Here is a 12,184-nt window from a genome sequence, read left to right on the forward strand (position 1 = left end):
AGTTGAAGACCTCAAAGGGCGTTACGTGAAACGCAATTCTCGTGACTTCCGCTCTCGGAGAATTTTGCACCACATCGGACGATTTCTCCGCAATTGCCAGCGAGCCGCGATTAATCGCAAATGACATCCCGGATTCATCTGCCGGATCTGGATTGACGCATTATTTTGGGAACTAACGACATGCTGTTCTCGCCTCGCCCGCTCCCGCAAATTCCAGCCGCATCCCGGATCACATCCGTCACGCGCCGGCTCGCCATCGGCGCGCTTGGCTTGCTGGCGATGGTCTCGCTGGCGCGGCCTGCGATCTCGGAGGAAATCCGGATCGGATATCAGAAGTCTTCCACGCTCACCGCGATCCTCAAGACCAATGGTGAACTGGAGAAGGCGCTCGCGCCGCTCGGCATCACCGTGTCCTGGCACGAATTCACCAGCGGATTGCCGCTGCTCGAGGCCATCAATGTCGGCAGCGTCGATTTCGGCGCCGACGTCGCCGACACCGTGCCGATCTTTGCGCAGGCCGCGGGCGCCAAGCTTGCCTATGTCGCTGAAGAAGCCGCATCGCCATCGGCGCAGGCGATCCTGGTTCCGAAGGACTCGCCCGTCAAAGCCGTGACTGATCTCAAGGGCAAGAAGGTGGCGGTGACGAAAGGCGCCGGCAGCCATTTCCTGTTGCTCGCCGCGCTCGCCAAATCCGGTCTCACCTTCAAGGACATCACGCCCGCCTATCTGACGCCGGCCGACGGCCGTGCAGCGTTCGTCAGCAACAATGTCGATGCCTGGGTGGCCTGGGATCCCTTCCTCACCAGCGCAAGCCGCCAGTCCGGCGCGCGCGTCCTCTCCGATGGCGGCAACGGCCTTGCCAGCTACAAGCGCTATTATGTTGCCTCAGCAGTGTTCGCCGATCGTCGTGACGACGCGCTCAACGTGATCTTCAGCAAACTTGCCGAGACCGGCAAATGGGTCAAAACCAACCCCAAGGACGCGGCCACCATTCTCGCCGGCCTCTGGGGCATCGATGCCGCGGCGGTGGAAGAAGCCAACAGCCATCGCTCCTACAAGGTCGGCGCGGTCACCGTCGCTGGGCTGTCGGAGCAGCAGCGCATCGCGGATGCGTTCGTCGCCGAGGGGCTGATCCCGAAGAAGGTCGATACCAGCAACGTCAAGATCTGGGCGCCGAAGGGGTTCTAACTAGCGCCATCCGGACCCGCCGATCGAGAGGTGCTGCTACGCACGGCTGGAACCCGCTTCGACTTTGAGCTCCAGATGTGATCTCGATCACACTGTAATCGAGCCAACCGCGCTAACGTCTCCCGCGCCTACCGAATGCGTGCGGGGACAAATCGATGGACGACGAGTTTTGCAGAGAAAGAGCGCGCGCGGTTCGCGCGATTGCGGAGCAAGCGGATCCCTTCATCAAGCGGCGCCTGCTCCAGTTGGCTCACCACTATGAGCGGCGCATCCGGCTGTCCGAAGGCGCCAAGAATGATGGAGACTCAGAGCACAAGGCGCCGACCGAGTTCGAGATGAAGCTCGGGCGCGGGGATCTAGCCTAGCACCGGCAGGGTGATGATCTCATACCCGTGGCTGATGCTGCGCTTCAGGACGGGATCTTCGATCACATAGTCGAAGCGGCTGGCCGGGCGGATGCCACCCTTGGCGGCGAAGGTGCCGCAGAACATGGCGCAGCCATCGGGCAGTCCGGCACTGCCAAATCCGCCCTCGATCAGATCTGACACCGGCAACATTCCGCTTAGCGCGCCTTCCTGATAAAGCACACGCTCGCCGTCGATCGTCGCCCAGGATCGCAGCATGATCTGGTCCCAGTGGCCTTCGATTTCAGCGAGATCCCACAGCATCGGCGCAACGGGCTTGTCGCACATCTGCTTGGACACCGTGATGTTGTAGGTTTCGACCTTGCGGTCAGTGTGATCAGAGCCGACGCCGACGAGCGTGCGGCCTTCGAAGCCAAACAGCACGAACTCGACCTCTCCGCTCGAGTCGGTGCCGGTGCATTCGATGCTGCCGGCGGTCGTCAGCCTGCGCGCGGCACATCGGTAATAGATCGGGGTCGAGGCCGGGGGCGCGATGCCGATCGCTGCGAGCTCGGCAATGTGCTTGTCGCGCGCGACCGGATCGCGCCCGGTCCAGCCGGCGATCACCGCCTGTGTAATCGACAGTTTGAGCGGCGTCGCGACGTTGTTGGCAAGCAAAGTGAATTCGATATCGTTCTTCATGTCTCTTCCATGTGGGCGCGATTTTTTAGCCGAACTTTTACAGGCTGCGATCCGGGGTGAGTTGATTGCGATTGACGCGCAATTCGATGATGGTCGGCCGATCCGCTCGGGCCGCCCGCGCAAAGGTATCGGGGAACTGCTCGTGGTGATCGACGATCTCGCCATGCGCCCCATACGACTTAGCCAAGGCAGCGAAATCCGGATTCAGCAGATCCGTACCGCTCGGACGATTCGGGAAATGATTTTCCTGATGCATCCGGATCGAGCCGTACATGCCGTTGTTGGCGATGATGACAATGATCGGAAGCTTGTGCTGAACCGCGGTCGCGAACTCCTGTGACGCCATCATGAAGCAGCCATCGCCGGCAAGACAGACCACGGTCCGGTTGGGGTAACGCAGCTTCGCTGCGATCGCGGCCGGCAGCCCATAGCCCATCGAGCCGGACTTCGGCGCAATCTGGGTGCCGAGCTGCCGATAGCAGTAATAGCGATGCAGCCAGATCGTATAGTTCCCGGCGCCGTTGGTGACGACGGCATCGTCGGGCAATACGCGATTGAGATGGGCGATCACTTTGGACAGGTCGAAGCTCGCCGTCGCCGGCCGTGGCGACTGGTAATTGACCAGAGCCTGGCGTGACTCCTCGCGCCAGGTCGCCCACGGCCTTGCATCGAGCGGCGGAAGCTTCGCGAGCGCGGTCACGAAACTGGACGATTTCGACTGGATCGCGAGTGTCGGATTATAGGTCCTGCCAAGCTCCTCGGCGCCCGGAAACACGTGGATCAGGATTTGCTTCGGCGTCGGCACGTCGAGCAACGAGAAATGGTTGGTGGTGACATCGCCAAGCCTGTCCCCGATCACCAGGAGCAGGTCTGCCCCCTTGACGCGCTCCATCAAGGCCTTGCTGCAGCCGAGGCTGAGATCGCCGACATAGTGCGGGCTCCTGTTATCCAGCACGTCCTGCGACCGGAAGCCTGCGACGACCGGCAGGTCGTTGCGCGTGACGAACGTCTTGAATTGATCGGCCGCCTCCGGCGTCCAGCCGAGATTGCCGACGATGACGAGCGGCTTCCGGGCCCGACCAAGCAGTTCCTGCACCTGCGCCATTTGCGCTTCGGACGGCGCGGACTCGACAATCTGCGCAGGGAGCGCATCGGCGACATCACTCGTGCGACTAAGGATGTCTTCAGGAAGCGACAGCACCACCGGCCCGGGACGTCCCTGCATCGCGATGTGGAAGGCACGATTGACGAACTCCGGAATCTGGTCCGGCGACTGGACCTCGCCGACCCACTTCGTCATGTCGTCGAACGTCCTGACGTAGTTGATCTCCTGGAACGCTTCGCGGCCGCGGTGGCTCGACGGCACCTGTCCGATGATCAGGATCATCGGCGTCGAATCCTGCCAGGCGGTATGCAACCCGATCGCGGCGTGCATCGCGCCGGGACCGCGGCTGACGACGCAAACGCCGGGGCGCCCGGATATCTTGCCGTCCGCTTCTGCCATATGCGAGGCCGTGGCCTCGTGACGGCAGGTCACGAATTGAATGCCTGCATCGAGCAACGAGTCGAAAATCGGCAGCGCGCTTTCGCCGGGCACGCCGAACATTCGATCGATACCATTGATGCGCAATGCGGAGACCAATAGCTGGCCGCCGCTGCGCAAGGCCGCGACCCGACTGGCCGGCTGTGCCGGATCATGCTTGTTCACGGGCTCGTTCCTGACTGCTTTACGGCGCCCTGCGCCCGCTCATTCCTGGAATACTTCGACACGGCGCTGCCGGACCGCCGGCATCATGATCGAGATCAGCAGGGCTACCGAGACCAGGAGCAGCGCGAGACTGATCGGCCGCTGCAGGAAGATCATGGGATCGCCATGCGAGGTGATCAGGCTGCGCCGAAAGTTCTCCTCGACCATGGGGCCGAGCACAAAGCCCATCAACAGTGGCGCCGGCTCGGCGTCGAGCTTGCGCAGGACGTAGCCCAGCAAAGAGAAGCCGACCGTCATGTAAACGTCGAAGCTCGAATTGTTCACCGAGTAGACGCCGATCGCGCAGATCACGACGATGGCGAGATAAAGCAGCCGGTAGGGCACCGCGAGCAGGCGAACCCAAATGCCGATCATCGGCAGATTGATGATCACCAGCATTGCATTGCCGAGGAACATGCTGGCGATCAGGCCCCAGAATAGATCGGGCTGGCGCGAGATGATCATCGGTCCCGGCGCAATGCCGTGCAGTGTCAACGCACCGACCATCAACGCCATGGTGGCGCTGGTCGGGATACCCATCGTCAGCAACGGCACGAATGAAGTCTGCGCCGCGGCATTGTTGGCACTTTCGGGTCCCGCGACTCCTTCGATGGCGCCATTGCCGAACCGTGACCGGTCCTTGGCGACGCGCTTCTCGAGGGCGTAAGCGGAGAACGACGCGATGGTCGCGCCGCCGCCCGGCAGGATACCGAACAGCGTGCCGAGCGCGGTGCCGCGCAGAACCGCGCCCCAGGCGCCCCGCAACGCCTTGAACGACGGCCAGATGGTGCCGATCCGCATCTGGTTGACGATGCGAACCGACGCCCCTTCGAGATTCGAGATCACCTCGGCGACGCCGAACAGCCCCATCACAAGCGCGACGAAATTGATGCCGTCGGACAATTCAACAAGCCCGAACGTCATGCGGGCTTCGCCGGTGTTGAGGTCCATGCCGACCATGCCGAGCAGCAGGCCGAGAAAGATCATCGCGATGGCGTGAAACGCCGAACCGTTGGCGAGCACAACGGCCGAGACGAGCCCGAGCACCATCAGCGAGAAATAGTCCGGCGAGGCGAATTGCTGCGTCATCAAGGCGAGCGGCGGTCCAAGAAGCGCGATGACGACCGTGCCGATGCATCCCGCGATGAACGACCCGATCGCAGCAATCGCGAGCGCCTCGCTCGCCCTGCCCTGCTGCGCCATCTTGTAGCCGTCGATGGCGGTGACCACGGAGGTGGATTCGCCGGGAATGTTGACCAGGATCGCCGTCGTCGACCCGCCATATTGGGCGCCGTAGTAGATGCCGGCCAGCATGATGATCGCCGAGACCGGACTGAGCGCATAGGTTGCTGGCAACAACAGCGAGATCGTGGCGACCGGTCCAAGGCCAGGCAGCACGCCGATCAGCGTGCCGCAGATAGCGCCGACCAGGCAGAAGAACAGGTTGATCGGCGTCGCGGCGACGGCGAAGCCATGGCCAAGCAGCGCGAAGACATCGGTCATGGCAGCAGGTCCACCGGGATCTTGAGAAGCCAGACAAAGATCACGGCTGACGCGGCCGCGAGCAGCACGCCGATCACGAGGCTTTGCCGCCAGCGGGTTTCGACGGACGCGAAATGGGCGATCGCCACCTGCGCCAGGATCGCAATGATCAACCCGGCGCGTTCGACCAGCACACCGAAAGCCGTGAAGGACAGCAGGATGCAGATCAACGGCCGCAGATGGAACGATCCAATCGGGCTCCCTTCGGCGAGCAGTCCCTTGACCGCGAGGCAAAGCCCCATGACCATCAGAACGAGCGCAAGCCCGAGCGGGAAGTAACCCGGCCCCATCTCCAGGACGGTGCCGACTGAAAGGGTTCGGATATAAAGCAGCGCCACGGTCGCGACCGCTACCAGCAGCAAGCCGGAATAGAAGTCGGTATTGTTGCCGCGCCTGGCAGGTGACGTCATGTTGATACTGCCTCCCCGCTGACCTGTCCCGAGGCCAGTCAGTTCTTCTTCTCGGCGATTTCCTTGAGGAGCTCGCGCCACTGCTCGACTTCGGCGGCGATCTGTGCCTTGTATTCGTCCGGCGTCGTGAACACGGTCGAGGCGCCGACCACCGCCATGCTCTTCTTGACCTCGGGGTCCGCCGCCATCTTCTTCAGCACGTCGGATAGTTTGGCGATGATCGGGTCCGGCGTGCTGGCCGGTGCCATCACGCCGTTCCATGACTCGACGCTGTAGCCGGGCGTCACCGTTTCAGAGACCGTGGGCAATTGCGGCGCGAACTCGTTGCGCTTTGCCGACGTCACCGCCAGCGCACGCACCTTGCTGGCCTCCATCTGAGGCAAGGCATCAGTCATGTTGGTGAAGGACAGGTTGACCTCGCCCGACACCACGGCGGCCGTGGCCGGCGAACCGCCCTTGAACGGAACGTGGGTCATCTTGGTCCCGTTGCGCGCATCGAACAGCTGCACCGAGTAATGCATCAGGCCGCCGGCGCCGCTGGACCCATAGCTCAGCTTGCCAGGGTTGGCTTTGGCATAGGCAACGAGATCCTGCATCGTGTTGATCGGGAGCGACGGGTTGACGATCACGGTCTGCGGAATCGTGCTGACGACACTGACCGGCTTGAAGCTCTTCACGGGATCGTAGGATGTCGTTTGCGCGACCGGAGCGACTGAAATGGCACCCACGCTGCAGATGCACAGCGTGTAACCATCGCCAGGCGACTTTGCCACAAGGTCGGAGCCGACAATGCCGCCGCCGCCGGCGCGATTATCGACGATCACCGTCTGCCCCAATTCCTTCTCGAGGTATCGCGCGGTGATGCGCGCCACCGAATCGGTGTAGCCGCCGGGCGCGTAGGGCACGACCAGCTTGATCGTCTTGCTCGGCCACTCCTGCGCCGATACCGCCGTGGCACTCAATGCCATGCCTGCCGACAGAATGGCCGCCGCAATTCGCATCATATTTCGTTTCCTCGCGTGTGATCTATTTTGGTGAAAATGATTCAGGTGATGTTCGATCCCGCAAGGCCGAGAGCGTTTCTAGCAATCGCCTCGCCCGCGGTGAATTCGCTGAGTTCGACCGGCGTCGGCGCGAACTCGACCCGCCGAAACTTGTCCTGATCCTCGAACGGCACCGTGGCGTCGATGCCGAGCTTGGTGCGCACGCCCTCTTTGCTGACGCGCACATATTCGTGGCCGCGCGCACCCGGAATCATGAAAAGGTCGGCAGATGCTTCCATCCGCGTCGCCACCGCATATTCCACGTCGATGGGATCGCGGATGTCGATGTCGTGGTCGACCACGGTGATGAGATCGAGATCCTTCAAAGCGCCGAACGCCGCCAGGATCGCGTTGCGCTGAAGCCCGTTGTGCTGCCGGCTCTGCTTGTGGACCTGGATCACCGCGTGGAAGCGATGCAGACCGCCGGACGTCATCTCGACGTCGGTCACGATCGGAATCGCCGACTGCAGCACCTTGAGCAGGCTGGCCTCCAGCACGTATTTCCGCAGGATGATGGTCTCGCGCCCGAAGCCGTTGATGACGTGGTAGATCGGCCGCAGGCGATGCGTGACGGCGGTAATCTTCAGGACCGGCGCATCGGCCGCCGGCGCAGCGAAACCGACGAACTCGCCGAATGGTCCCTCGGGCGCCACCTCGTCAGCGAGGATCTCGCCTTCGAGAACGAACTCGCTCTCCGCGGGCACCAGGATGTCCTGCGACACCGCCCTACCGACCGTGAGCGGCCGGCCAGCGAGCCCACCCGCGACCGCAAGCTCGTCGGCGCTTTCCGGCATCTGCGAACCCATGGTCGCCGCGGTGAAGTGCAGTGCGAGGTCGGCGCCGATGCAGACCGCGACCGGCAGCGACCTGCCCTGCTCCTTGGCGCGCTCGAATGCGAGCCGCAGGTGACGGCCGAAGTCGAGCTTGATCGCGATGCGGTCAGGTCCCAGAAGCTGCAGGCGATGATAGGAGGCGTTGTAGATGCCGGTGACCGGATCCTTCACCACCACGATGCCGGCGGTGATGTAGCGCCCTGCATCGCCCGGCGCATGAAACAGCGCAGGAATGATCTTCGTAATGTCAAAGCCCGTGCGCAGCACCACTTCCTGAACCGGAACCTCGCTCACGAGCTCCGGCTTCAGCGGACCGCCGAGGGCGCGCTGCACGAGACCCCGGATGCCCCTGAAATCCAGCCCGAAACCGGCTTCGCAGTTTTCCCTCGAACTCAGGAGATTGCCGACGACCGGAACGTCGGCGCCCTTGACCGACGGAAACAGCAAGACCTGCTTGCCGTCGTGCTTCTTCAGCATCGCGGCGAGTTCGAGATGCGGATCGACCTGTCTTTCATAGGTGAGGATGCGGCCACGCTGTGCCAGACGGGCCAGCGCCGAACGGAAACGCGTATCGAGAACCTCGGGCTGCAAGATCGATCCTATGAAAAATTGCCAAACAAGAATAGCTAAGCAATAAAGCTAGTCAAGCCTGCTTGCTAGGCACAACGTGGTGAAGATGTGCGCGCGGTGCGCGCAGACTTAGCTGGAAACTGCGCGCGCTTGATCGACGATCAATTCGATCAGCGCGAGCTGCGCCGCGCTCGGCTCGCCTCCGCGCCGTTGCAGCGCGAAATCAATCACGGCTCGCAACGCGCTGATGATGGTCTCACGCTGCAGTGCACGCGACTGCGATGGCAGCTTCGCAAGCCATTGCGCGAGCACTTCATTCTGCAACCGTTCGGCGGACAGTTCGGCGGCCTTGATGCTCGATCGCAGCTTCTCGCTCTGCTCGTTCGGCGCCGGCGCAGGTCCCGACTTCAACGTCGTGCGCAGCCGGCGCAGCGGAAGCACGATCTGCTCGCGCCAGTCGCGACAGGCCGCGTCCATCCCCCCAATATCTGTCGGCGTCAGCGCGATCCCACGGCGGACGGCGGCGAAGGTCGCCATCAGCAACATCATGACGTCGACGCCGCATTCGTTCTGCAATTGAAGGCAGGCATCGGCGATGCCGGGCTTGGCATAGAGCTCCAGCGCAAACGACCAGCTTTCCGTATCGATCGCCTGGCTCACGCCGGCCGTGGCGCCACGCTCCGCTCCTGGCGCTTCGCCGCTCAACGCGGCTCCTTGGTATCGACAGGCGCAAGCCCCTGCCAACGGCTGACCACATCGTTCGAGATATCAAAGAGGTCGAGGACACGGCCGAGCGTGTGGTCGACCATTTGCTCGAGGCTCTCGGGGCGTGCGTAGAACGCCGGCACCGGCGGATAGACAATGGCGCCGATTTCGGTCGCAGCCACCATCGACCTGAGATGTCCGAGATGCAGCGGCGCCTCGCGCACCATCAGCACGAGCCGGCGACGCTCTTTCAAGACCACGTCGGCGGCGCGGGTCACCAGCGATGACGTCACACCGCTTGCGATCTCGGCAAGGCTCCGCATCGAACATGGTGCGATCACCATTCCGAGCGTCTTGAACGAGCCGCTTGAGATCGAGGCGCCGATATTGTCGACCTGATGGACGACATCCGCCAAGGCCATCACCTCCGAGACCTTGACGTCAAGTTCCTGGGTCAGCGTGATCTTGGCCGAGCGGCTCATCACCAGATGGGTCTCGATCGGCGTCGACTTCAATAGCCGCAGCAGCCGGACGCCATAGATGGCGCCGGATGCTCCGGTGATGCCGACGATCAGACGCCTCGGCTCGCCCTCAGGCCGGATCGAAATAGTGGATCTCCATCAGAAGGCAGCCGGTCACCGACTTGAAAGGTCCATGATAGACGCCCGGCGGACGGCAGGCATAGGTATTCGGCTTGAACGACTCGCCGCCATTGCCCTGCTCGTCATTGCCGACGATGAGGTCGCCTGAGAACAGGAAGACCTCTTCCCAATATTCGTGCACGAACGGCTTGGTCGTGTAAACGCCCGGCTCGAACCGAAGCAGGCGGGTGCGGCTGCCGCGCTTGTTCGCCTCATCCAGTGCGCCCGAGAGGATCTTCTGCTGGATGCCGGCCGGATAGCCCGCGGGCGTCTCCCACCCGCTCGACATATCGATGGCGCGAAACTCGTCGTGAAGCTTGTTGATTGCCATTTTCGACCTTCCTGAAGTTTAGGCGACCGCCCGGGACGATGAAGCCGGTTTTTGCTCATTGGTCAATTCGTCCGCCAGATCGTAGCTCGACAGCATCTTGTCGAGCAACGCCGCCGACTTCTGCCAGTCATAGGTGCGGAAGGCATGCCCCTTGGTGACGAAGGTTGCACCGGCATAGAACATCTCGTATTGCGCATGCCGCGAGGCGAATTCCGATCCGACCGCGTCCCAGGCGAGCTTGTAGAACTTCACCTTGTCCACCGCGCCGGCCGCCGGTGACTGCTGGGTCTTGCCGATCAGCTTGGCCAGATCCGGATTGTCGAAATCCCTCACGGAGGACGGCAGCATGATCATGCCGCCGCCGGCGAGCTCGCGCAGCGCGTTGATGATCTTGGCGTAGAGCTGCTGCGTCATGGTCTGCGCCCCGTAGAGCATCTGCCGATCCGGCACGAAATAGGCGCCGCGCTGCTGGCCCTTGGTCTCCATCGCGACCATGAACGCTTCCACCATGCTGACTTCGGCCGCGAGCTGGCCGAGCGTCTCCTTCACCTGCGGGAAACCGATGATGCCATTGGTTTCGGCGATGCGATGCGCGATCCCGGCGAGGAAGCGCAACTTGATCGAGAGACGGATCATGGCCTGATAGTTCTGGTAGACGTGCGCCGGCGTAACATGGAACTGCTTCTGGCACATCGCGATGTCGTCGACGATGAACACCCTGTTCCAGGGCACCTTGACGTCGTCGAAATACAGAACCGCATCGTTCTCGTCGAAGCGGCTGGCCAGCGGGCTGTCGAATATCGCCCCCGCTGCCGCCTCGTAGGATTTACGCGAAAGGATCTTCAAGCCCTTGGCGTTCATCGGGATCGCAAACGAGAGCGCGTATTTTTCATCGCCCGGCTGCAACGGCTGGATGCAGGTGACGAACACCTCGTTGGCCATGATGCCGCCGGTCGCCAGCATCTTGGCGCCGCGCACCGTGATGCCGTCGGCATCGCGCGACACGATGCCCGCGGTCAGGTATGGATCCGCCTGCCCGGCGGCGCTCTTCGAGCGGTCCGCCTGGGGATTGATGATGACGTAAGTCAGGTAGAGATCGTTGTCGCGAGCGTAGCGGTAATAGTCCGCAAGCGCCTTGGCACGCTCCTTGTCATAGGCCTCGAAGACCTCGAGCCCCATATACATGCCCGCGATGCACGAGGCGACATGGTCCGGAGCGCGGCCCATGAAGCCGGCATGCAGTTCGGTCCAGGCTTCCAGGCCGCGCCGGCGCCTGACCAGCGCGTCGTAGCTGCCGGGCAACTCCCAGATGCGGTTGGCGCGTGTGCCGGTCTCGGTCTCGAACGTCATCAGATCACGATTTTCCGGCGCGCTCTGGAAGTCGAACATCCGACCGACCGAAGCCACCGCGCCGCGGAACGCCGGATGGGTGGTGACATCGGTCACCAGCTCGCCATCAAGATAAACTTCGCGTCCGTCGCGTAGGCTCGCAATGTGCTGTGCGCCAGTCTTGATCATGAAGGCCTCGAGATCCCTTGGATGGATTTAGTAGTGCATTGGAAGCGGCCATTCCGGGCTGCTTTCGGTTCCGGCAAGGCTGCGATAGGCCCCGCCGAAGAATATAAGCGGTTCTTTGGGAGGATGGGCGGAAAACCGCACGACCTTCCCGACGAAGATCACGTGGTCACCCCCGTCATAGTGCGCATACGGTACGCATTCGAAATGCGCCAGCGCGCCGGCAAGCAGTGGTGCCGACATATGGCCGATCGTGTGCTCCACTGAAGACCATTTGTCGCCGAGCGCCCGAGCGAACTGATTCGACAGATGCTCCTGATCATGGCCCAGGATGTTCACGGCATAGCCCTTGGCCTCCGTCATCGCGGTCAGGCTGAATGCCTTGCGGTCGATCGAGAACAGGATCAGTGGAGGATCGATCGAAACGGAGTTGAACGAACTCATGGTCAGCCCGATCGCGCTTCCGTCCGCGGCCTGCGCCGTGATCACGGCAACCCCAGTGGCAAACTGCCCCAACGCCCGGCGAAAGGCACGCGCATCGAGATCGGAGGTTGCGGTCATCAGGAGTCACAAGCCCATAATTAGCTTTATAACAAAGCTATATTATCGAGGC

At 62.4% G+C, this 12,184-nt stretch carries 13 protein-coding genes; 2 read left to right on the forward strand and 11 right to left on the reverse strand.

Annotation, left to right across the window (positions count from 1 at the left end; genetic code table 11):
* Positions 1 to 279 precede the first annotated feature (279 nt).
* A complete protein-coding gene (locus K288_RS0101820) occupies positions 280 to 1,188 on the forward strand; it encodes an aliphatic sulfonate ABC transporter substrate-binding protein (protein WP_244443044.1) in 909 nt (302 codons plus the stop codon).
* A 155-nt stretch (positions 1,189 to 1,343) separates the two neighbouring features.
* Positions 1,344 to 1,553: a hypothetical protein gene (locus K288_RS44365; RefSeq protein ID WP_043159186.1), complete on the forward strand. Its 210-nt coding sequence runs from the start codon at positions 1,344 to 1,346 to the stop codon at positions 1,551 to 1,553.
* Here the strand turns inward: K288_RS44365 and K288_RS0101830 are convergent.
* The 11 genes from K288_RS0101830 to K288_RS0101880 form a co-directional block, all read right to left on the reverse strand.
* Complete coding sequence (locus K288_RS0101830) at positions 1,545 to 2,234, reverse strand: DUF2848 domain-containing protein (protein ID WP_027578041.1); 690 nt, start codon at positions 2,232 to 2,234, stop codon at positions 1,545 to 1,547. The genes K288_RS44365 and K288_RS0101830 overlap by 9 nt on opposite strands.
* A 37-nt stretch (positions 2,235 to 2,271) precedes the next feature.
* A complete protein-coding gene (locus K288_RS0101835) occupies positions 2,272 to 3,942 on the reverse strand; it encodes a thiamine pyrophosphate-binding protein (protein ID WP_043159189.1) in 1,671 nt (556 codons plus the stop codon).
* Between the two features lie 39 nt (positions 3,943 to 3,981).
* A complete protein-coding gene (locus K288_RS0101840) occupies positions 3,982 to 5,484 on the reverse strand; it encodes a tripartite tricarboxylate transporter permease (RefSeq protein WP_027578043.1) in 1,503 nt (500 codons plus the stop codon).
* On the reverse strand, positions 5,481 to 5,933 hold the full coding sequence (locus K288_RS0101845) for a tripartite tricarboxylate transporter TctB family protein (RefSeq protein WP_027578044.1): 453 nt from the start codon (positions 5,931 to 5,933) through the stop codon (positions 5,481 to 5,483). The genes K288_RS0101840 and K288_RS0101845 overlap by 4 nt, the downstream gene beginning before the upstream one ends.
* Before the next feature lie 38 nt (positions 5,934 to 5,971).
* The gene (locus tag K288_RS0101850) at positions 5,972 to 6,937 is read right to left on the reverse strand and encodes a tripartite tricarboxylate transporter substrate binding protein (protein ID WP_051334296.1); all 966 of its coding nucleotides are present in this window, start codon (positions 6,935 to 6,937) and stop codon (positions 5,972 to 5,974) included.
* A gap of 41 nt (positions 6,938 to 6,978) precedes the next feature.
* Positions 6,979 to 8,400: a UbiD family decarboxylase gene (locus K288_RS44370; protein WP_051334297.1), complete on the reverse strand. Its 1,422-nt coding sequence runs from the start codon at positions 8,398 to 8,400 to the stop codon at positions 6,979 to 6,981.
* A gap of 108 nt (positions 8,401 to 8,508) precedes the next feature.
* Positions 8,509 to 9,084, reverse strand: a complete 576-nt coding sequence (locus K288_RS49370; RefSeq protein ID WP_051334298.1) for a TIGR02444 family protein — start codon at positions 9,082 to 9,084, stop codon at positions 8,509 to 8,511.
* Positions 9,081 to 9,686, reverse strand: coding sequence for a UbiX family flavin prenyltransferase (locus K288_RS0101865; RefSeq protein ID WP_051334299.1), 606 nt, complete (start codon positions 9,684 to 9,686; stop codon positions 9,081 to 9,083). The genes K288_RS49370 and K288_RS0101865 overlap by 4 nt, the downstream gene beginning before the upstream one ends.
* Positions 9,676 to 10,056 carry a cupin domain-containing protein gene (locus K288_RS0101870; protein WP_027578047.1) on the reverse strand — a complete coding sequence of 127 codons (381 nt, stop codon included), beginning with the start codon at positions 10,054 to 10,056 and terminating at the stop codon, positions 9,676 to 9,678. The genes K288_RS0101865 and K288_RS0101870 overlap by 11 nt, the downstream gene beginning before the upstream one ends.
* A gap of 18 nt (positions 10,057 to 10,074) precedes the next feature.
* Positions 10,075 to 11,574: a 4-hydroxyphenylacetate 3-hydroxylase N-terminal domain-containing protein gene (locus K288_RS0101875; RefSeq protein ID WP_027578048.1), complete on the reverse strand. Its 1,500-nt coding sequence runs from the start codon at positions 11,572 to 11,574 to the stop codon at positions 10,075 to 10,077.
* 27 nt (positions 11,575 to 11,601) lie between these two features.
* Positions 11,602 to 12,132 (reverse strand): flavin reductase family protein, encoded by a 531-nt coding sequence (locus K288_RS0101880; RefSeq protein ID WP_027578049.1) that lies wholly within the window; start codon positions 12,130 to 12,132, stop codon positions 11,602 to 11,604.
* Between the last annotated feature and the right edge of the window lie 52 nt (positions 12,133 to 12,184).

It is taken from the genome of Bradyrhizobium sp. Ai1a-2 (assembly GCF_000426245.1).
GTDB lineage: Bacteria > Pseudomonadota > Alphaproteobacteria > Rhizobiales > Xanthobacteraceae > Bradyrhizobium.

What these genes read in the sequence shown, in the direction of transcription:
- K288_RS0101820 (WP_244443044.1), top strand. Translation starts at nt 280, where the DNA reads ATGGTCTCGCTGGCGCGGCCTGCGATCTCGGAGGAAATCCGGATCGGA.
- K288_RS44365 (WP_043159186.1), top strand. Translation starts at nt 1,344, where the DNA reads ATGGACGACGAGTTTTGCAGAGAAAGAGCGCGCGCGGTTCGCGCGATT.
- K288_RS0101830 (WP_027578041.1), bottom strand. Translation starts at nt 2,234, where the DNA reads ATGAAGAACGATATCGAATTCACTTTGCTTGCCAACAACGTCGCGACG.
- K288_RS0101840 (WP_027578043.1), bottom strand. Translation starts at nt 5,484, where the DNA reads ATGACCGATGTCTTCGCGCTGCTTGGCCATGGCTTCGCCGTCGCCGCG.
- K288_RS0101845 (WP_027578044.1), bottom strand. Translation starts at nt 5,933, where the DNA reads ATGACGTCACCTGCCAGGCGCGGCAACAATACCGACTTCTATTCCGGC.
- K288_RS0101850 (WP_051334296.1), bottom strand. Translation starts at nt 6,937, where the DNA reads ATGATGCGAATTGCGGCGGCCATTCTGTCGGCAGGCATGGCATTGAGT.
- K288_RS0101870 (WP_027578047.1), bottom strand. Translation starts at nt 10,056, where the DNA reads ATGGCAATCAACAAGCTTCACGACGAGTTTCGCGCCATCGATATGTCG.
- K288_RS0101875 (WP_027578048.1), bottom strand. Translation starts at nt 11,574, where the DNA reads ATGATCAAGACTGGCGCACAGCACATTGCGAGCCTACGCGACGGACGC.
- K288_RS0101880 (WP_027578049.1), bottom strand. Translation starts at nt 12,132, where the DNA reads ATGACCGCAACCTCCGATCTCGATGCGCGTGCCTTTCGCCGGGCGTTG.